This window comes from Acinetobacter sp. GW821-FHT01E09, from assembly GCF_059422385.1.
Genome location: NZ_JBWKWU010000001.1, coordinates 2,708,145 through 2,727,897, shown reverse-complemented (window position 1 = coordinate 2,727,897; position 19,753 = coordinate 2,708,145). Strand labels below are relative to the sequence as shown.

Here is a 19,753-nt window from a genome sequence, read left to right as displayed (position 1 = left end):
GTGATCATTTAGAATAGCAACCACATACTGATATAAATCAATATTACCTATGATGATCAACAAAATTTTATTCAGCTGTATTTTGATGTGCGGTATTCATACTGAGCTTGTTGCACAACCAGTAAACGCTGTGATGAATAAGAATAAGATTGTTTTAAAAGATTTGGACTTTAAAACTGTGATGAAATCTTTTTATCAACAGCAGATCCAATATGTCAAAATCCCTCAATTAGATCAGAGCAATATACAGTATGTCGGGATTAAAAATGCCGAATATACCCATGTCTTCGATCGTGATGATGCTGTGATTGTATTTAGTCTTGCGAGTGCTTATCAAAATGCTCAAAATGAGTTGCGCTATCTTATAAGTACAACAGAAGTTTCAATAGATAAAAATAATCAATTACTAAACTTTTGTGGTGTATGCGCAACATTTACTAAAGTCTACCTGTTTAAGAAAAATGCTTTAGGTCAATTTGAGTTAGTGAGCCAGAGTCAGAATGAAAATAGTTGGATGAATGCAGATTTTAATTATTTGCCTTATCCGACTGAAAATATAGTTAAAAATATTCGAAAAATTGGTCCTCGAATAAAAGGCTATGTCGAAGAACAAGCGTATAGTCGACAAGGCTATTCAACGAGCACGCTCTATATCATCCCATTTGATGAAAACCCTGTAATGGTCAAATTGGAAGTTGCAGAAATTGGGAATGACAATGAAGTGACAGGAAGTGATAAAATCTACAATACACAAGCTGATTATCGCTTTTTAAGCACTGAGCATGATGGTTTGTACGATATTGAAATTCACTATTCTGGTACGCAACAAATCTATGTTGGTGATATCGCTAAAATTGTGCCTATAAATGAAACCCATGTTTATCAGTATAATGAAAAACAGCAGAAGTATATTCGAGTGAAATTACATGATTGATAAATATTTAGTTGTTGGAATTGTATTTGCTGCGTGTTTGGTATTGATCATTTATACCCAACTCGATAGTGGAAAAAAAGAAGATAAGTCTTTGTCATTCAAAGCAAAGTTACAAAAGGAATTTCCAAATTATACCATTCTTGAACGGAATCAAAATTTCATAATTTGTCGAGAAGGAAATAATCCGCGTATCCCAGAAGAGTTGGTATTGATTCGTGTTGATTCGGAACAGAAGAAAAATCTAAGAACTTCTGGAAAAATGTTAATTGCAACCTATACGAAGCAACCCAGCATTCGTGAGATTCGAAAAGATACTTTGCCTTATCTCACTTGAGATGGGCTCTACCATCTCAATAAATAAAAAGCCTTTCAGATCATCTTGGTGATTGCGATAGCTTGTTGATGATTGCGATAGCCTAGACTTTGACATGGGTAGAGCGAGGCGTTTTGGTGGTGTATATAAATTAACGTCGACGACTACTATTACGACTCCGCCCACGAGCCATACCGCCTAAAGCATTCAGTACAGCTAATTTGCTCATACTGCCAGAAGCATGGGCATGGCAAATTGCTGCAGCGAGTGCATCGGCAGCATCTTGTTGGGGTTGGATTGATAAGTTAAGTAACTTCATCACCATCATCTGAACTTGTTCTTTGTCTGCAGCACCATAGCCCACAACAGATTGTTTAATTTGACGGGCCGTATATTCTGCAACTTGTAAGTCTAAATTGACCAATGCTGCAATTGCCGCGCCACGCGCTTGTCCAAGTTTTAAAGCGGAATCAGGGTTTTGTGCCATAAATACTTGCTCTACAGCAGCTTCTGTAGGGCCATGAAACTGAACAATACGTTCAACTCCAGCAAAAATTCGTTTGAGTCGCTCAGGCATTTCTGTTGTTTCAGTGCGAATTGTACCAGCATCAACAAAAGTAAGTTTTTGACCATCTTTTTCAATGATGCCATAACCTGTTAAGCGTGAACCGGGGTCAATTCCAATAATTAAAGGCATAATACTGCTTATCGTAAGTCTTGCTTCAATTATATGATTCTAAAAATGAATTGTAAGTAAAATTTTAACTTAGTTGTATAATCAAAGTACACAACAGTATTATTTCCCTTAAGCACAGCGCTAGGGTGCTCATTATTTATAAAACCTCAGTCAATAAATCGCACAAATAAATAAAATCGTTGTCAGAACACAAAATTACCCTTTAAAAATTTTTAACTGCCCATATAAATGATAGAAGCAACGAAATTCATTATTTTTATATGTGAATTTTCAAGCTCACTTTTAATTTATCTTTGAGATGCCTTGTTTCGATGAAACTTTTTCCTATTATTTTAATTGGTACGATTCTTGAAATTGCTGTATGGATTGGTGTAGCCCAATTCATTAGCGGTTGGTACGTATTTTTCTGGTTTATCATTGCTTTTGTAATTGGTTTAAACTTGTTGCGTTCAAGTACCGCAACAATTATGCCGCAATTACAACAAATGCAAATGACAGGAATGATGGGAAATGATCCTGCAATTGCCAAAAAAATGGCGACAGCATTTGCTGGTATTTTGTTGATGATTCCAGGTTTAATCACCGATGTCTTGGCGCTACTGGTTATTCTTCCACCTGTACAGAATGCGATTAAAAATGCAGGTATGAAATATATGGCGAAAAAGCAACAAGCCATGATGAACAATATGATGGGTGGAATGGGGGACATGGGTGGTGCTCAAGGTCAAAACCCATTTGCAGATTTGATGCGTCAAATGCAGGATATGCAGAACCAGCAATCTGGTGGGCAATATCGTGATTCAACCATTATTGATGGTGAAGCGCATGAAGTTGAACCGCAGCATAAACAAATTGAATTGAAAGATGTAAATAAAAAATAAAATATAGTCTACGATATTGAATAGAACGCCGAATCAATGATTCGGCTTTTTTATGCCTGAAATCTAGGGTCTGTTGACAATTCGTCTACGTTTGCGACTACGAGTGTTTTTTAGGCGATACTAGGCACGAAATACGAAATTTAGTCATTCTAAATAAGTAGTTCGTAACAAAGTAGCGGCAAAAAACACGCTAGTCCCCCCACTGCGCCTTGCGCTGCAAACAAAGCAGTGCTTTGTTCTTGCTCAGGGTTGTGGCTAAAATTATCTCAGCCTGCGTTATGAAACTCGAAAATAGTCTCGCTATTCTCTTTCATGCTTTACGACGTATACGTCTCATGCTCAATTTTAGCCTACAACGCAAGCCATTTATGAAATGTCAACAAACCCTAAAGCAAGCATAATTTCTTAAATATATTTTTGATCAAACGATATAATCACTGAGTCACAATTTCTAAGATTTTATTATGTCGATGTTATTGACCATTTGTGCACTACATTTTGTTGCACAGTTGAGTCCTGGTCCAGATGTATTACTTGTCGCTAAAAGCTCAGCATCGACAACACGTGCCAATACTTTAAAAATCATTCTAGGCATCTCTGCCGGTGTGGTGGTATGGGTTGCTTTAACTTTGCTTGGTTTTACGGTTTTATTGGAACAATGGCCATGGATTCAACAAGTCTTGATGCTGATCGGAGGCTTGTTCCTTGCCAAAATGGGCTATGCAATGTTGAGAGGCGGCATTGCAACACTTAAACAAAATACCAATTTAGATGGCGTGATCGAGCAGCCCCCTAAAAACTATTTTCTATTGGGGCTTTATACCAATTTAGCCAACCCTAAGATTGTGATTTATTTTAGTAGTGTTTTTTCATTGGCATTGAGTTCAACAGCAGGTGCAAATTTAAAGCCGCAATTGGCAGTGATTATTCCCATTCAAACATTTTTAGTTTTCAGCCTGTTGATGATGATCATGTCAATTCCTAAAATTAAGCGGATTTATCAAAAATCAGGAAGTTATATCGATATTGTTTCAGGAAGCTTTTTCTTATTATTTGCCATTTTCCTTTGGGTCGATGTCTTGAAGATGTTTTAGTGGTCAGGATGTTGTTGAGGAATTAAAGGCTGTTCTTGTGACTGTTGATCATTGCGACTGTGGTTTTGATCTTGAGTGGTATAACGATGTGGATCTAAGGTTTTAATATTATTTTCAGATTGCGTGTATTTACGACTGCGATTTGCACGTTCTCTTAATCCGCCTTTTTTAATCAGCTGTACCAAAATAATCTCCAAAACAATATCTTTCACTTTACAGATTATAGCTTGAATCAATGTAATACAGAATATTGAATGAATGATCCACAATTTGATAGGTGTTGATTTATAATCAATTATTTTTAGTATATAAAGTTAAGTTATTGAATTTATATGAGAATATATTGAAACAAATTTGTCTTGTCAAAAGATACGAATCATGTACACTAAAAAAAGAAACAGATTTTTTGCATTACATATATGGATATAATTGTAGTGTAATAATTAAAAACAATAATAGCGCCATAAAAGGAGATCTGAATATGATTCTACAATATCATTGTGCTTGTTGTGATGAAGCGGTCAGTTCAACACAAAAAGTTTGTCCAAAATGTGGCTCTCAACATATTAAAAGCCCATATAGATTATGGACGTTTTGTCTGGCTGCTTGTTTGGTTGCAGCAGTAACGTTTAAAGTGGGACATATTTATTTGCAAAATCACAATACAGAAACGCCAGCGCAAGTTTCTTTATTGAGTGTGTTACAGCCAGATTCTAAATCAGGTGGTCAATAAGTGCTGTAAATGATTGGTTGAATTGTGTAAAGGTTTGATTGGGCTTTAAAGAACAATAAAATTAGATCATGCTAATGATTAAAATAAACAAACCATTAGATGTGTTTTAAAGCTATAAATATCGATAAGATATTTAAGATATAGATATTAAGTGGAGTAGAGGAGGAAAAATTTTGAGGTATTCATCCCGATAACATTAATTCAATAAAAAAGCTCGCATTTGCGAGCTTTTTTAGATTTAGATCTTAGGCTAGAATTACAAATTTGCAGAAGCTTTAAGCGCTTCAACTTTATCTGTTTTTTCCCAAGTAAATGCAGTATCTGAACCTTCACGACCAAAATGACCATAAGCAGCAGTTTGCTTATACATTGGTTGAATTAGGTCAAGCATACGAGTGATACCGTATGGACGTAAGTCAAAATGCTCACGAACCAATTGAATAATCAATTCATCAGATACTTTGCCTGTATTAAATGTGTTGATCGAAATCGAAGTCGGCTCAGCAACACCAATTGCATAAGACACTTGAATTTCACATTTATCCGCCAAACCTGCCGCAACAATATTTTTTGCAACATAACGGCCTGCATAAGCAGCAGAACGGTCAACTTTTGATGGGTCTTTACCCGAGAAAGCACCGCCACCATGACGCGCCATACCACCGTAAGTATCTACAATGATTTTACGACCGGTTAAACCACAGTCACCCACTGGACCACCAATCACAAATAACCCAGTTGGGTTGATGTGAAATTTAGTACCCGCATGGAACATTTCAGCAGGGATAATTTTTTTCACGATTTCTTCAATCACAGCTTCTTTAAGATTGGCTTGTGAAATTTCAGGATCGTGCTGAGTTGAAAGAACAACTGCATCTAAACGAACAGGTTTACCATTTTCATAGGCAAATGTTACTTGGCTTTTTGCATCTGGACGTAACCACGGTAGTGCGCCGTTACGACGTAATTCAGCTTGTTTTTCCATTAAGCGATGCGCATATGAAATCGGTGCTGGCATCAACACATCAGTTTCACGGCTTGCATAACCAAACATTAAACCTTGGTCACCTGCACCTTGGTCTTCTGGTTTCTGACGATCTACACCTTGTGCAATTTCAGGTGATTGTTTACCCACCATGTTAATCACAGCACAAGTTGAACCATCAAAACCTAAATCGGTATGGTGATAGCCAATTCCATTTACGGTATTGCGGACAATAGTTTCAAAATCGACATTTGCAGTCGTTGTAATTTCACCTGCAAGAACGACTGCACCAGTTTTTACTAATGTTTCGCATGCAACCCTAGCGTATGGGTCTTCTTTTAAGATTGCATCCAAGATAGCGTCACTGATTTGGTCAGCCATTTTATCTGGATGGCCTTCGCTCACAGATTCCGAAGTAAAAACAGCATACTCGCGCATGAAAGTCCTATCACAGTAATTTATAAAGACGCAATATGTTACATCGACTTCAGCCTGAGGACTAGCATTACCTGACTAAAATGCATGAATTAAATTCATTTTCATGTGTTTTTAATTGATATGCTCATTAGAAAAATTGATAAAAGATTATGATTGAGTGCTGTTTCTTGGAAAATTTGCAAAAGCAGGGCGATTTGCATTCAAGTTAACATGACTTTTTATCGCGTGAAACGCTTTAGCAAGATCTTGTTCTATTGAATAATGATCAGCATGAAATTTTCAAAATTTAGACTGAATCGGATGGTGCAAGAATATCCGAATGTAACTGCATCGCTTAAACATAATCAAATTTGTTTTGCTGATGTTGAGATGTTCGATGTGAATAAGAAAAAAGACCGTTTTTAACGTTGATTTAAGACTATTCGGTATATTTTTTAATTAATTTGCAACCTAAGCGGATAAATATAGACTTAAGTCTTTACCCTGATCGCTTTTTTTAAGACAATACATCCCAGTTTTTGAATTTTCTATTCATCTTCCTATATTTTAATTTATTGGACTCTGATTTATGACAACCCCGCTGAATGAACGTCGTATAGCTAACGCAATTCGTGTATTGGCTATGGATGCTGTGCAAAAAGCTAATTCTGGACATCCAGGTGCTCCAATGGGGATGGCAGATATCGCTGATGTCGTATGGCGTGAATTTTTAAACCATAATCCAAGCAACCCACAATGGGCAAACCGCGACCGTTTTGTATTGTCAAATGGTCATGGTTCAATGTTGCAATATGCTTTGCTTCATTTAACTGGTTATGATCTTTCTATTGAAGATATTAAACAATTCCGCCAGTTACATTCTAAAACTCCTGGTCACCCAGAATTAGGTTATGCACCAGGGATTGAAACGACAACAGGTCCACTTGGTCAAGGTGTTGCCAATGCTGTAGGTTTTGCACTTGCTGAGAAAACTTTAGCGGCACAATTTAATAAAGAAGATATTCAAGTTGTAGATCACTTCACTTACTGTTTCTTGGGTGATGGTTGCTTAATGGAAGGTATTTCCCATGAAGCATGTTCACTTGCGGGAACATTAGGTCTTGGAAAACTCGTTGTTTATTATGATGACAACGGTATTTCTATTGATGGTGAAGTAGAAGGTTGGTTCTCTGACGATACAGAAGAGCGCTTTAAAGCTTATGGTTGGCAAGTACTTCGTGCAGACGGTCATGATGCAGATGCAATTCGTGCTGCGACAGTTGCTGCGCGTGCAGAAAGCTCGAAACCAACTTTGATTATCTGTAAAACGATCATTGGTTTAGGTTCTCCAAACAAACAAGGTAAAGAAGATTGCCATGGTGCGCCATTGGGTAATGATGAAATTACATTAACTCGTGAAGCATTGGGTTGGAAAGAAGAGCCATTTGTTATTCCTGCTGATGTCTATACCGCTTGGGATGCAAAAGCAAAGGGTTCAGCTTCAGAAGCTGCTTGGAATGACGTTTTTGCAAGCTATGCTGCAAAATACCCAACAGAAGCGGCTGAGTTAAAACGCCGTGTGAATGGTGACTTGCCTGCAGAATTTTTGGCACAAGCGGATGCTTATATTGCTGAAGTGAATGCCAAAGGTGAAACCATTGCAACACGTAAAGCAAGCCAAAATGCGATTCAAGCATTTGCACCTTTACTACCTGAAATTTTAGGTGGTTCTGCTGACTTGGCTGGTTCAAACCTTACACTTTGGAAAGGTGCGAAAGGGGTTGAGTCTGATCCTGCGGGTAACTACGTACATTATGGTGTGCGTGAGTTTGGTATGACTGCAATTGCCAATGGTGTAGCATTGCATGGTGGTTTTATTCCTTATGTAGCAACCTTCCTTATGTTTATGGAATATGCTCGTAATGCAGTTCGTATGTCTGCATTGATGAAACAACGTGTGATCCATGTTTATACTCATGACTCAATTGGTCTAGGTGAAGATGGTCCAACGCATCAACCTGTTGAGCAAATTGCTTCTTTACGCGGTACGCCAAATTTAAATACATGGCGTCCATGTGACACAGTTGAAGCGTCTATTTCTTGGAAATCTGCTTTAACACGTAACGAAGGTCCTACAGCGTTAATTTTCTCTCGTCAAAACTTACCATTCCAAACACGTACTCAAGCTCAGATTGAGAATGTTGTGAAAGGTGGTTATGTATTGGCTGAAGAAAAAGGCGAATTAAAAGCGATCATCATCGCGACTGGTTCAGAAGTTTCATTGGCAATGGAAGCATATGCACAACTTGATGGTGTACGTGTAGTGTCTATGCCATGTGCGGAAGAATTTGTGAAGCAAGATGCTGCATATCGTGAAGCGGTATTACCATCAAATATCCGTGCACGTGTTGCAGTTGAAGCTGGACATGTAGATTACTGGTGGAAATTTGTAGGTTTAGACGGCAAAGTTATTGGTATGTCGACTTATGGTGAGTCTGCACCAGCCAAAGATTTATTCCAATTCTTTGGTATTACTACTGAAGCTGTTGTTGGCGCTGTAAAAGAATTAACTGCTTAATTCTTGCATCGTTTTAAATATGGAAACGCTCCGCTAGGGGCGTTTTTATTTTGTGAGATTTGTTTGTAAATTAATTAAATTTTAGTAGCAGTTTTTAGCAATAGGTATATAGTTGTGCCATTCATTGGGTATTCATGAAACATGGTGATACATATCCCAGAAGTGAGGAAAATATGAGCCTTTATGAACAAATTAGTGATGAAATTACCTTGATGGACGCAGGTGAGCAAAAGTGGATTGGGCAGGATTTGCCGCTTGAATCTATGGTTGCAGTTGAGTTGCTGTTACAGGATTTTCAAGAAGATAAGTTGATTAAGATCCGCCGTAAAAACCATGAAAAACAATCTGGTTTAAAACAGGTCGATCGTGTCTTGGTTGAAAAGTTATAAGTTTAAAAGCCCCGAAAGGGGCTTTGATTTTTATCGTTTGTAATTTTAAGAATTAATCTTCATTTAAATTAACAGCTGAAAAAAATTATAATAATACAATCTATGATCAAGGAAATGCTAACAGGGTCAGAAAATGGATAGAGGGCATTGAGCGGGGTATTTATTAATAAGAATACCTGATCTTCTTGTTAAAAAATGAGGGAATTCTTATTCAATACCCAACTCTGTCTGAATTTGGATATTTGAAGTCAATAATTTATGAACAGGGCAGCTTTCTGCAACTTTTAGCAGTCGTTTATGTTGCTCCTCGGTGAAATCACCTTTAAGAACAATTTTCCTTGAAATATTATTTTGACCTGCTTCAGGATCACCCTTAGGATTTAAAACTAAATCTAATTGTACATGTTCAATTTTAAGCCCTTTATGATTTGCATACATTTCTAGGGTGACCACAGTACAAGCACCTAATGCAGATAATAAAATTTGAATCGGGTTCGGTGCGGTATCTTGACCACCTTTATCGCTAGGTTCATCGGCATACCATGTATGTCCTTGGGGATTGGTGAGTGTCACACGATAAGGTGTTTGTGTACTTTGTGCTTGAGCAATATTTGCCATAAAACATTCATCAGATAAAAAAGACCAGTACCATAAATATAAAATTTCCCTAAAATGGTCTAGTGTAATTTATTGCTTTATAAATTTTAGCTTTGAATTTAACCTATGGTCTATGCTTTGCTTAATTAGATTTTAAAAAATTAAATAATTATAAAACAATGCTTTATATTTATTTTTAAGGTCTTGATCAAGTTTTAAAAAAGGTCATTATAGAATCGTTGCATATATGCAACATATCGTATTATCAATAACAATGAATTTATACGGGAAGTGTATAAACTAATATCCATTCGATAGCGAGAATATAAAGATGAACTTTAAAGCATTAACATTGGGTTTAGCCGTAGCATCAGTTGCAACTTTCAGCATGGCAAAGCCTGTAGATTACAAAATTGATCCAACACATACCGCAACAGTATTTACTTGGAATCATTTCGGTTTTTCAACACCTTCAGCAAACTTCAGTGACATTCAAGGTACGATCTCTGTTGATAATGCAAAACCAGCAGACTCATCTGTCAATGTAACTATTCCATTGTCTAGTTTAAATACCAATGTCGCAGCATTAGATGAACATTTAAAAAATGCAGATTTCTTTGATGCTGCAAAGTATCCAAACATCACTTTTAAAAGTACGAAAGTTCAAGCTTTAGGTAAAAACAAATACAAAATCACAGGTAACTTAACTGTGAAAGATGTGACTAAACCTGTTGTTTTAGATGCTGTTTTAAACAAACAAGGTGAGCATCCAATGACTAAAGCACAGTCAATTGGTTTCAATGCAACGACATCATTTAATCGTTCAGCATTTGGTGTTGGAGCATATGTCCCGAATGTAGGTGATAAAATCACTGTAAATATTACAACAGAAGCTTCTGTAGCGAAGTAATATTGTAATAGATCAAAGGCTTATAAGGTGAATATAACTTGCTTTATGGGCCTTTTTTATCGCCTATTACTTTTAAAAAGGTGATATTTTATTCGTCCACCACACATTTAAATCTAATTTCTGTCTTAGGGAAATTACCAAAAATATACGGAGGTTTAGCATCAATTGTTTCTAATACCTTAACTGCTTTGCCCGTTTTTTTACATTCAGAGTATGCTTCTTTCATTGCTTCGGCTTTTAATGTTCCCATGCCTGTGAATCCTGATGCAGCCTGACGCGATACCATATAAGTATTGCTTCCCATGGGCACAATACCAGAGTTGGCAGCACAACCGCCAAGTAGTGTGATTCCAAACCCATAAAGTATAGTTTTAACTTTGATTTTTTTAATCATTTAATTAGGCCAATATTTATAAGTGATTAAATAATACGGCATGAGATTGAATTTAATAAAGAAAAATTAGATAAGATGTGATCCTCTCATAGAGAAGCCTGTATTTTTATCAACAACTACAATTTATAAAATTTACATTTGCTTTTTTCTAACACTTTTCTTTCTTTTTATCTTTTAATCAAAATTTTTCAATTGAATCTCTCTAGTACCCAGCACTATTTGAATACCAATAATTTTAATTCTTTGAATTTAATTGCATTCAAGTTAGCTTACTTTTACCAGCCTTCTCAACAAGTCGCTTAAAACTAGGGCATTGCAAATGCGATGGTGCAGGGCAGTCACCTACGTGACGAAGTATGTCACGGAGTGCGATCAATTTATGAATTTGAAGATCAATCTCATCGGCTTTTTGATGAATAACACTTGGGGAAAGATCAAGTGCGCCATGACTATCGAACATTGCTGCGATCTCTTTAAGTGAAAAGCCCGCTGATTTCCCCATTGAAATCAAAGTGAGTCGTAACAGAACTTCCGAAGAGAATTGTCTACGTAATCCATGGCGAGAAATTGAGAAAATCAGACCGATTTCTTCGTAATAGCGTAGTGCTGAAGGTTTAATTCCGCTTTTTGCTGAAACTTCACCAATATCAAGAAATTTCATACTTGACCTCAAGTCAACTTGAATTAGTAGTATGTGATTAAACACCACTGCTGACAAGAGTACAACATGACAGAGCAGACAGAATCATTAACATTGACAAACAAGACCCAAACTGGAATCACGATCACTTTGGCGTTATCCATGTTATTGGCATCGCTGGGAACAAGCATTGCTAATATCGCATTACCCACACTAGCTGAGGTCTTTTTACTGCCATTTATTCAAGTACAGGCTGTTGTAATTGGATATCTGATCTCGTTGACGATCACGGTTGTGATTGCTGGACGCTTAGGTGATCGATATGGATGTAAGTCTATGCTGATCGTTGGACTGGTTATATTCAGTTTGGCTTCACTGCTATGTAGTGTTGCACCCAGCTTATGGATATTGGTTGCTGCACGATCATTTCAAGGAATAGGTGCGGCATTCTTAATGACACTTGCAATGGCACTGACACGTCAGACCGTCAATAAATCACAGTTGGGAAGCGCAATGGGAATGCTTGGAACAATATCTGCTTTAGGTACAGCACTTGGACCAGTGTTGGGCGGGTTTCTGATTGTCGTGAGCGGTTGGCAAAGCATTTTTGGATTACAGTTTATACTTGCGGGTATCGCGATTATTCTGGCTAGGGTACTGCTGCCTAATGATTACATTAAAAAAGAAATTCCTGCGCTAACTTCTTTGCAAACAGACCAGAACATAACACCAAACCTTATGGTTAATTTGTTGGTTGCTGCTGTTATGATGACCACAGTTGTCATTGGACCTTTTTATCTCAGTCTTGGTCTAAACTTGGATCAAATACAAGTGGGTTTGATTATGGGGATTGGGCCAGTGGTTGCTATCTTAAGTGGGATTCCATCGGGTCGACTTGTCGATCGTTGGGGCAGTCGCTATATCGTCATTACAGGGTTAATTTTTCTGATTATCGGTAGCTCAATGCTCGCTATCTTACCGAAATTGATGGGTATAAGTGGCTATATTATGCCGATCATTATTTTGACTTCGGGTTATCAGCTGTTTCAGGCAGCCAACAATACCATGACCTTGGCAGATGTTCCCAAAGCTCGACAAGGGATGGTATCAGGACTTCTTAGCTTATCTCGTAATATGGGCTTAATTATCGGGGCTTCAGTGATGGGAGCTATTTTTTCATTTGGTGTCGGCACAAATCAGCTCACTCAGGCAACGGCTTTAGCAATCATTGATGGGATGCAACTTACCTTTATCTGTGCTGGAGCATTGATGGTTGTGGGCTTACTCATCAGTTGTGTCTCATTTCTTAGATAATATTGATCAGAAGGGCTTGTAGTGCAATCGTATAAAATGAGCCAGATTCAACAAGCCCTCAAAAAGAGGGCTTGTATGCATTTATTTTTGTTTGGTTTCAATTAAATCACTTAAATCATATCCTAAGCTTTTAGCATAATTTAAATATTCTTCAGTCGTGACTGGATCAAGCTGTTGAGATCGACTGAGTAACCATAAATATTTCTTATTGGGTGTGCCAATCAATGCAACTTGATAATTTTCATCCAGCTTTAAAATCCAATAATCACCACGCCCTACAGGTAACCAACGAAGTGCTTTTGGTAAAAAACTCACTTTTAATTTAGAATTTGTAGGCGCGTTTTGTACAGATGCTTCGCCAATTGATTGTTGAAGCTTGCCATTTTTATCGTAACAACGATTATCCACGTTGATTGAGCCATTTTCATTTAAGGAATAATCAGCAGTAACGTTATAATCGCATTTCTTTTGAAAATACATTGGCTTGCGTGCAATTTCATGCCAAGTACCCAGATACCTCTTTAAATCTACATTTTTAACGGTTTGAATCTTCTCATTTCCTGCATAAGCAAATGCCGCAACACTCAGTAATGATATTCCACCGACGAGCGTTAATATTTTAAACTTGTTGTTCATGACATAGCCCTATATTTAAGTATTTAATATATATATTCATTATGTCGCGCCCGATGCGGGGATATTGTAATTTTGCTTACAAGTCATGTAGTTTTTTCATGTAAAAATCTCTTCTAAGCAGTCCAAGTTGACTTTTTCTTGCGATAATTTCATCATGTTGGTAGGGCAGTATTTCAACCAATTGATCAACAGTTAAATGGTTGTTTTCAATCAGAAAGCAATCTTGATCTGTTGACCAAGCAGAGGATAACAATTGTTTTCTGTTTGGCTTATTTCTAGGGGACATGGATTAAATTCTTTACACCTTGATGGCTGATAATCAATAAAACTACAAGTGATTGAATTTTAACGCTCTGCACTTTTAGTGAATGATATTCGATCTGTTTATATCAAATCTTGATTTTGTTACTTAATCAAGATTTTAATACGTACTTTAGTAAAACTCAAATTTTAATTGTTATCGATAAATTGAGAAGGTGATATAGGATAAAAATAGTTTGGTATTGATGAAAAAAGAAAAATCCATTGAAGTCATGCATGAGCAACTGGATGATGAAAATACCAGTACTGAGGTAAATAGAGCATTATTCTGTGGTGAATATGAGCGTGTCTATAAAACAGAATACCTGCCTACTTTAATGAAATTAGACTAATCCTTGGGACAAGAAAAACCCAAACAGTATTATTTGGATGAATTAAATAACACCATTACTCAATACTTAGATCTGAAAAAGATAACCTGTTAAGGCTTTTTAGTTGGTTTAGTATTTATGTTGAGTTTCTTCCATTTTCTGATTTGAACTCTAAAATTGGTAAAAGGGGCGACAGTGTTGATATGAATCCATTTATACAATGGCCAGTTGGCAGGTGTGGTTGCCCATTTACGTTGATTTATTTCAAATAGTTCTTCATCTGTTAGATTTTCAATCCAGTGTGTGACTTCTTTGACCCGTTTAGACAATAACTGAGTATTTTCTTTTAATGAATGCTGGGCATGGGTTTGATAAAAATTTTGATATAGACTTGCTAAGTTATTCCATTTATAGCCTTCTTTCGGCATTAAAACGGGGAAACCTGCAAGTTCTTTGCTTTCCCATTCTAATAATAAATTTACCCATCCCAATTGATAGGATAAATTTTGGGCAGGGGTTTTATCTACAGCTGCAACTTTATGATCTTTTAAGTCTTCGGATATTTCTTCAAATTCTGTTAAATATTGCTTTAATGAATTATTGATTGCAACAATCAGTTCCTGTTTAGATTGATAGGTTTTCATCTATTCAATATTCCCAAAATAAATACAATACTGTTTATATTTAGTGCATGTTTAGATCTAATTTATTTTAACTATGAAAAGGGTGGAGCAACTCATTACCGTAGTGAATATACAGTAATGAGTCTAAAATTTATACCAATAGAGAATCAGTCATTCCAGAAGGCTTGTCTATTGTTTATATTCCGCAGCGATTATTCAAAATTATTTAGCAGCAGCTTGCTCATCGCCTTGTGCACTTCTAAACAACTTCCATTCATCAACCACTGTTCCATTTGGAAGCTTACAATATCCAGCTTCATTTCCTAATGCATCTTTTTTAATCTGAGACTCACCGCCTATTTTTTGACAATACACACTTGCAGGATTGGCCATACCAAGCGGTTTAGCATTTTGAGTATTTACTTCAGGGGTAGAACATGCAGAAAGAAGTGTTGTCATGAGCACAGATGCGCCAATATATATTTTATTCATTGCAAACAAAGTCTTGGTTTTAAAGTATGCAGTATAAATAAATCAGCAAGTTTTAATGTATCTACTCTGTATAATCCTGTAGCTCAAAAATAATGATGAGTACGGCTTAGTATAAAATATTAAGTGTGATTAAGTAATGTTACATGTAAATAAAGAAAATCTTTTTAATGTAAATGCTATAGTCAGTTAAATATAGGCAATGCAGTATTGATATTATATTTCGAGCAACGCTGTATTTATGGGGGAAGAGTAAATAAGATATAAAAAGCACGAAACAGAAAAGTCTATTTCGTGCTGATATTTAAAAAGCTTTATACATTTAAGTGTTTGATAAAATGCTCTAAAACCAATGGTGATTTTAATTCAAGATTTGGGGCATATTTTTCATTTTCAGATCGTAAATGAGGAATATTTAAGCCAGCTTTACGTAATTCACAGGTATGACCAATCAGCCATTTTTCCATATCGTCTGCCGCAACTTCGACATGGAATTGTAGTGCCAAGATATTTTGCCCAACTCTAAATGCCTGATTTGTATAAATTGCAGAGCTTGCAAGTAATTCAGCCTGTACAGGCAAGTCAAAGGTATCACCATGCCAATGTAAAACTTTGGTATTAACAAGTGGTAATAACGGATTATTTTGAGCTAGATTTAGCTTCAATTGACTCCAGCCAATTTCTTTTTGATGGCCTGCATAAACTTTTGCGCCCAAAGCGTGTGCAATCAATTGTGCACCTAAGCAAATACCGATCGTTGGTAAATTCTTGGCCAAACGTTGTTTAAGATAAGCGATTTCATCATTTAAAAAAGGATAATCTTCAGTTTCATAAACACCAATTGGGCCACCTAGAATGATGACTAGACCTTCAAATTCAAATGCTTGCTTTAAATCATCCATACCCGCTTCAAAATAACGTATGCGATAGCCTAAATCATAAAAAGTGTCTTCAAGAATACCTAAATCTTCAAATGCTAAATGTTGAATGGCATAGATTGTCTTCGGCAAAGCGTGTGTGGAGGAAGTCATGGTTTTATAATGATTTAACGAGAATATTGCTAATTTATACTAGATTGTGTTGGGTTGAAAACTAAATTTATGCTGTGATTTGCAACATAGAATAAATACAGTGTTTGCTTGATTCCAAAATGGTCAATTTAACCGAATCATCAGAAACACTTCTTGCTATCAGTATAGCACCCACCAGTTGACATAAGACGCCCCAAGCTTTTTCTTCACTTCCGAGGCGTTGAGTAAATAGGTCATGACCGCGTTGTAATTCTTGTTGATAGCGTTGTTTAATCTCCTCATCAGAACGTGCAACTTCTGTAGCGAGTGTTGGCAATACACAACCATAATCTGGATGTTCAACATGCGAGAGGGTTAAGTAACGATTGAGTTCAAATTCAATCCATAACTCAGCCTGCTCATGGGGATTGTTTTGCCACATCTGAATGCTATTTTTGAGTTCGTTTTCAATCAATGCTTTAAACAAATCCTGCTTGGAAGAAAAATGTGAATAGAATGCACCACTGGTCACACCAGCAGCTTTCATAAAGCCATCTACACCGGTTGCAGCAAAACCATCTTTTTTAGCAAGCTGTCCACTGATTTTTAATAGCTCTTTTCTTTTTTCTTCTTTATAGCCAGATTTGTATCGCATATTTTCCTCGATCAAATTTTTCCTTGACGCTCTAGTAAAACTATAACATAGTAATCGTTATAATAACGATCGTTATGCAAAAAGGGAAGCATGATATGCAAGATGAAATAACAACATCAAATCAGAAGGTTGCATTGATTATTGGAGCAGGTGATGCAACAGGTGGCGCAATTGCGAAACGTTTTGCCAAAGGGGGATATATTAGTTGTATGACCCGTCGTAATGCTGACAAGTTACAACCACTGATTGATGAGATTGAACAGGCAGGTGGAACAGCATATGGTTTTGCATCTGATGCTCGAAAAGAACAGCAAGTTATACAATTGATCGAAGAAATTGAAAGCAACATTGGCGAAATAGAGGTACTGGTTTTTAATATCGGTGCCAATGTTCCATGTAGCATACTTGAAGAAACAGCGCGTAAATATTTTAAAATATGGGAAATGGCGTGTTTTTCTGCTTTTTTAACTGGTCGTGAAGTGGCGAAACGAATGGTAAGCCGACAACGCGGGACATTGATCTTTACTGGCGCGACTGCTGGTCTACGTGGTGCTGCTTATTTTTCAGCATTTGCAGGGGCAAAGCATGCACTTAGAGCTTTGGCACAGAGTATGGCGCGTGAACTTGGTCCACAGAATATTCATGTGGCTCATGTGGTAGTTGATGGTGCAATTGATACAGATTTTATTAAAAATAGTTTTCCTGATCTTTATGAGAAAAAAGACCAAGATGGTATTTTAAATCCTGAACATATTGCTGAAAATTATTGGCATCTTGCTCAGCAACCACGTGATGCATGGACGCATGAGCTAGATTTACGTCCTTGGATGGAAAAATGGTAAGTCATTTTATATTAGTAAGTTAATTAATGGTTGCTAGTTGCTATAAGTCATGTTGTATAAGCAGGTGGCTTTCACTTTGTATAGCGAGAGTACGTCTGGATGATTTAAGTTTCTTCTAGAATCATTTTTACAGTAGTACGATAAAAATATGATCAGTACAGTTAAGGAATAACACTGAATGAAACAGGTAGAATTTTATTTTGATTTGGGTAGTCCATATAGTTATTTAGGCTTTTATCAGATTCAAAAAATTGCAAAACAAAATCAAGCGCAAGTGATTTGGAAGCCAGTCTTGCTTGGTGGTATTTTTAAAGCCACAGGGAATAGTAGTCCAATGGTTGTGCCAGCAAAAGCCAGCTATTCGATGATTGATATGGGGCGCTGGTCAAAACTCTGGAATATTCCAATACAAATGAATCCCTATTTTCCTATTAATACCTTAAATCTGATGCGAGTGATTACTGCAGTTCAGCTTTATCAAACTGAAAAATTCTTAACAGTGTTAAACGCTTTATTTGATGCAATGTTTGGGCATCCACGTAATTTAAATGATATCAATGAACTTATTACATTGCTTCAATCATTGGGTTTTAGTACGGAGCAGGTGCAAACTTGGCTTTCAGATGAACAGGTCAAAGCCCAACTAAAAAATATCACAGAAGAAGCCATTGGGCGTGGTGTTTTTGGTGCACCGACATGGTTTATTGGCAATGAAATGTTTTGGGGTGTTGATCATCTGCACTTTGTTGAGATGGAATTGGCTAAATCTTGATCAATACGCTTTTAAATTCTGATTCTATGATTTAGATGCTAGCATGGGAGAATTGCGTTGTATTGTGCTGCAGCTGCCATGCAGCACAGCTATTCTATACAAAGCCAAACTACATTGAATCAGCAAAATATTTGATGAAAAAACTCTAATCGCAAATATAGCAGATCAAACATAATAATGCTGTAATAGCGCAAGGATCAGTGCCAAAGTGAATACTGATAAAAGTGTTTGCATGCTGATGCTTGCTGCCATTAATTGATGATCGCCGTTTAATAGTTTGGTTAAGATATAGGCGGAAGATGCGGTTGGGATAGAAAAGAAAATCATGATAGCAATCACCGCGGCATGACTGAGCTCAAAAAACTGCAAGCAGATAAAGGCAATAAGTGGGATCAGCAATAATCTGAGTAGGCTAATAAGCAACGACTTTTTCAGATAAACTCTGAGCGTCGAAAACTGAATTGCTGTTCCTACACATAATAAGCCCAACATCAGACTACTACTTGAAAAAGCATTTAATAGATTTGCAAAGCCAGACCAAATAGGGATGTTTAAAACATTAAATGTAATTCCAAATATACAAGAGCTGATCAGTGGATTTTTGATTAAAGACCAGAATATATTTTTAATGTTCAGTTGATCTTTATCTGTCAATGAAAGGATCGAAACAACATTAACCAAGGGAATTGCTATAGCAAGGATATTGACCAAGATACTTTTGATTTCAGCATGATTGAGTGTCGTGGCAATCGAGAGTCCGAGATAGGTATTAAAACGAATCAAGCTTTGAACATATACACCGATTTGGGCAATAGGTGTGCGGTTTAACTTTGCAAACAGATAAACGCCAGCAATGATCATGGCCATAATTAAAAAAATGACCATAAGAATGCTGTTGAGATGCCCCATATTCATATCTGCATTTGCAAGAGAACTAAACAATAAGGCTGGAAATAAAATATAGTAATTGAGCTTTTCTGCGCCATTCCAGAATTTTTCATCCAGTATACGTGACTGGAACAGATAAAAACCTAAACCAATCAGGGCAATGGATGGGAAAAGAATAGTAATCATTTGTAGCATGCTGAACGCTCTATGCAGAACCTAATTCGACCAAGTCCTACCCACTGATTTTTTCATCTGTAAGCTAAACCCAAGTAAACTTTAATCAAGAATATGACTTATGCCTATTCATGGTAAAATGAGTTTTTACTCATG

General features: G+C 36.7%; 26 protein-coding genes. 13 read left to right on the top strand and 13 right to left on the bottom strand.

All coding sequences use genetic code 11. The annotated features are described in order from the left end of the window. Window positions 1-49: 49 nt before the first annotated feature. Both AC07U8_RS12520 and AC07U8_RS12515 read left to right on the top strand, forming a co-directional pair. On the top strand, window positions 50-934 hold the full coding sequence (locus AC07U8_RS12520; protein ID WP_494737977.1) for a hypothetical protein: 885 nt from the start codon (window positions 50-52) through the stop codon (window positions 932-934). Beyond that, window positions 927-1,268, top strand: coding sequence for a hypothetical protein (locus tag AC07U8_RS12515; RefSeq protein ID WP_096734393.1), 342 nt, complete (start codon window positions 927-929; stop codon window positions 1,266-1,268). The genes AC07U8_RS12520 and AC07U8_RS12515 overlap by 8 nt, the downstream gene beginning before the upstream one ends. Window positions 1,269-1,398: 130 nt before the next feature. On the opposite strand, the gene ruvC is transcribed toward AC07U8_RS12515, so the two are convergent. Continuing rightward, the gene (ruvC, locus tag AC07U8_RS12510; RefSeq protein WP_004719459.1) at window positions 1,399-1,944 is read right to left on the bottom strand and encodes a crossover junction endodeoxyribonuclease RuvC; all 546 of its coding nucleotides are present in this window, start codon (window positions 1,942-1,944) and stop codon (window positions 1,399-1,401) included. Window positions 1,945-2,255: 311 nt separating this feature from the next. Here ruvC and AC07U8_RS12505 point away from each other — a divergent pair, with 311 nt between their 5' ends. Both AC07U8_RS12505 and AC07U8_RS12500 read left to right on the top strand, forming a co-directional pair. Next, window positions 2,256-2,825: an FxsA family protein gene (locus AC07U8_RS12505; RefSeq protein ID WP_034616867.1), complete on the top strand. Its 570-nt coding sequence runs from the start codon at window positions 2,256-2,258 to the stop codon at window positions 2,823-2,825. Between the two features lie 464 nt (window positions 2,826-3,289). Continuing rightward, entirely contained in the window at window positions 3,290-3,919 is a 630-nt protein-coding gene (locus AC07U8_RS12500; RefSeq protein ID WP_056512737.1) for a LysE family transporter, read from the top strand. On the opposite strand, the gene AC07U8_RS12495 is transcribed toward AC07U8_RS12500, so the two are convergent. Continuing rightward, window positions 3,916-4,104 carry a hypothetical protein gene (locus AC07U8_RS12495; protein WP_056512843.1) on the bottom strand — a complete coding sequence of 63 codons (189 nt, stop codon included), beginning with the start codon at window positions 4,102-4,104 and terminating at the stop codon, window positions 3,916-3,918. The genes AC07U8_RS12500 and AC07U8_RS12495 overlap by 4 nt on opposite strands. Window positions 4,105-4,400: 296 nt before the next feature. Between AC07U8_RS12495 and AC07U8_RS12490 the strand changes: the two genes are divergently transcribed. After that, window positions 4,401-4,652 carry a hypothetical protein gene (locus AC07U8_RS12490; protein WP_419301554.1) on the top strand — a complete coding sequence of 84 codons (252 nt, stop codon included), beginning with the start codon at window positions 4,401-4,403 and terminating at the stop codon, window positions 4,650-4,652. Window positions 4,653-4,908: 256 nt separating this feature from the next. Here the strand turns inward: AC07U8_RS12490 and metK are convergent, their stop codons facing one another. Continuing rightward, window positions 4,909-6,075, bottom strand: coding sequence for a methionine adenosyltransferase (gene metK, locus AC07U8_RS12485; RefSeq protein ID WP_004719464.1), 1,167 nt, complete (start codon window positions 6,073-6,075; stop codon window positions 4,909-4,911). A 270-nt stretch (window positions 6,076-6,345) separates the two neighbouring features. On the opposite strand from metK, the gene AC07U8_RS12480 reads away from it, so the two are divergent. From AC07U8_RS12480 to AC07U8_RS12470, 3 genes are all read left to right on the top strand, one after another. Continuing rightward, on the top strand, window positions 6,346-6,480 hold the full coding sequence (locus AC07U8_RS12480) for a hypothetical protein (protein ID WP_262086376.1): 135 nt from the start codon (window positions 6,346-6,348) through the stop codon (window positions 6,478-6,480). A gap of 163 nt (window positions 6,481-6,643) precedes the next feature. After that, complete coding sequence (tkt, locus tag AC07U8_RS12475; protein ID WP_096734390.1) at window positions 6,644-8,632, top strand: transketolase; 1,989 nt, start codon at window positions 6,644-6,646, stop codon at window positions 8,630-8,632. Window positions 8,633-8,805: 173 nt separating this feature from the next. Then, window positions 8,806-9,021 (top strand): hypothetical protein, encoded by a 216-nt coding sequence (locus AC07U8_RS12470; protein ID WP_004719469.1) that lies wholly within the window; start codon window positions 8,806-8,808, stop codon window positions 9,019-9,021. 207 nt (window positions 9,022-9,228) lie between these two features. Here AC07U8_RS12470 and AC07U8_RS12465 read toward each other — a convergent pair whose 3' ends face one another. After that, the gene (locus AC07U8_RS12465) at window positions 9,229-9,639 is read right to left on the bottom strand and encodes an OsmC family protein (RefSeq protein ID WP_494737976.1); all 411 of its coding nucleotides are present in this window, start codon (window positions 9,637-9,639) and stop codon (window positions 9,229-9,231) included. A gap of 310 nt (window positions 9,640-9,949) precedes the next feature. Here AC07U8_RS12465 and AC07U8_RS12460 point away from each other — a divergent pair, with 310 nt between their 5' ends. Further along, complete coding sequence (locus AC07U8_RS12460; protein WP_004719471.1) at window positions 9,950-10,528, top strand: YceI family protein; 579 nt, start codon at window positions 9,950-9,952, stop codon at window positions 10,526-10,528. Between the two features lie 88 nt (window positions 10,529-10,616). On the opposite strand, the gene AC07U8_RS12455 is transcribed toward AC07U8_RS12460, so the two are convergent. Together AC07U8_RS12455 and AC07U8_RS12450 are read right to left on the bottom strand one after the other, a co-directional pair. Beyond that, window positions 10,617-10,922, bottom strand: a complete 306-nt coding sequence (locus AC07U8_RS12455; protein ID WP_494737975.1) for a hypothetical protein — start codon at window positions 10,920-10,922, stop codon at window positions 10,617-10,619. Between the two features lie 259 nt (window positions 10,923-11,181). Then, a complete protein-coding gene (locus tag AC07U8_RS12450) occupies window positions 11,182-11,583 on the bottom strand; it encodes a helix-turn-helix domain-containing protein (RefSeq protein ID WP_494737974.1) in 402 nt (133 codons plus the stop codon). Window positions 11,584-11,649: 66 nt separating this feature from the next. Between AC07U8_RS12450 and AC07U8_RS12445 the strand changes: the two genes are divergently transcribed. Next, window positions 11,650-12,876: an MFS transporter gene (locus AC07U8_RS12445; RefSeq protein ID WP_494737973.1), complete on the top strand. Its 1,227-nt coding sequence runs from the start codon at window positions 11,650-11,652 to the stop codon at window positions 12,874-12,876. 81 nt (window positions 12,877-12,957) lie between these two features. Here AC07U8_RS12445 and AC07U8_RS12440 read toward each other — a convergent pair whose 3' ends face one another. Beyond that, entirely contained in the window at window positions 12,958-13,512 is a 555-nt protein-coding gene (locus AC07U8_RS12440; protein WP_494737972.1) for a lipocalin family protein, read from the bottom strand. A 76-nt stretch (window positions 13,513-13,588) separates the two neighbouring features. Next, window positions 13,589-13,798, bottom strand: a complete 210-nt coding sequence (locus tag AC07U8_RS12435; protein WP_034615229.1) for a hypothetical protein — start codon at window positions 13,796-13,798, stop codon at window positions 13,589-13,591. 211 nt (window positions 13,799-14,009) lie between these two features. Between AC07U8_RS12435 and AC07U8_RS12430 the strand changes: the two genes are divergently transcribed. Next, a complete protein-coding gene (locus AC07U8_RS12430; RefSeq protein ID WP_494737971.1) occupies window positions 14,010-14,165 on the top strand; it encodes a hypothetical protein in 156 nt (51 codons plus the stop codon). 89 nt (window positions 14,166-14,254) lie between these two features. Here AC07U8_RS12430 and AC07U8_RS12425 read toward each other — a convergent pair whose 3' ends face one another. The 4 genes from AC07U8_RS12425 to AC07U8_RS12410 form a co-directional block, all read right to left on the bottom strand. Beyond that, complete coding sequence (locus tag AC07U8_RS12425) at window positions 14,255-14,788, bottom strand: ClbS/DfsB family four-helix bundle protein (protein WP_494737970.1); 534 nt, start codon at window positions 14,786-14,788, stop codon at window positions 14,255-14,257. A 201-nt stretch (window positions 14,789-14,989) separates the two neighbouring features. Next, the gene (locus tag AC07U8_RS12420; RefSeq protein WP_494737969.1) at window positions 14,990-15,259 is read right to left on the bottom strand and encodes a putative hemolysin; all 270 of its coding nucleotides are present in this window, start codon (window positions 15,257-15,259) and stop codon (window positions 14,990-14,992) included. Window positions 15,260-15,570: 311 nt separating this feature from the next. Next, on the bottom strand, window positions 15,571-16,287 hold the full coding sequence (locus AC07U8_RS12415; protein ID WP_494737968.1) for a glutamine amidotransferase: 717 nt from the start codon (window positions 16,285-16,287) through the stop codon (window positions 15,571-15,573). 67 nt (window positions 16,288-16,354) lie between these two features. After that, complete coding sequence (locus tag AC07U8_RS12410; RefSeq protein ID WP_096734378.1) at window positions 16,355-16,921, bottom strand: TetR/AcrR family transcriptional regulator; 567 nt, start codon at window positions 16,919-16,921, stop codon at window positions 16,355-16,357. Window positions 16,922-17,016: 95 nt separating this feature from the next. Here AC07U8_RS12410 and AC07U8_RS12405 point away from each other — a divergent pair, with 95 nt between their 5' ends. Next, the gene (locus AC07U8_RS12405) at window positions 17,017-17,763 is read left to right on the top strand and encodes an SDR family oxidoreductase (RefSeq protein ID WP_096734377.1); all 747 of its coding nucleotides are present in this window, start codon (window positions 17,017-17,019) and stop codon (window positions 17,761-17,763) included. 178 nt (window positions 17,764-17,941) lie between these two features. Then, window positions 17,942-18,535 carry a 2-hydroxychromene-2-carboxylate isomerase gene (locus tag AC07U8_RS12400; protein ID WP_494737967.1) on the top strand — a complete coding sequence of 198 codons (594 nt, stop codon included), beginning with the start codon at window positions 17,942-17,944 and terminating at the stop codon, window positions 18,533-18,535. A 165-nt stretch (window positions 18,536-18,700) separates the two neighbouring features. Here the strand turns inward: AC07U8_RS12400 and AC07U8_RS12395 are convergent, their stop codons facing one another. After that, on the bottom strand, window positions 18,701-19,618 hold the full coding sequence (locus tag AC07U8_RS12395; protein WP_494737966.1) for an AEC family transporter: 918 nt from the start codon (window positions 19,616-19,618) through the stop codon (window positions 18,701-18,703). Between the last annotated feature and the right edge of the window lie 135 nt (window positions 19,619-19,753).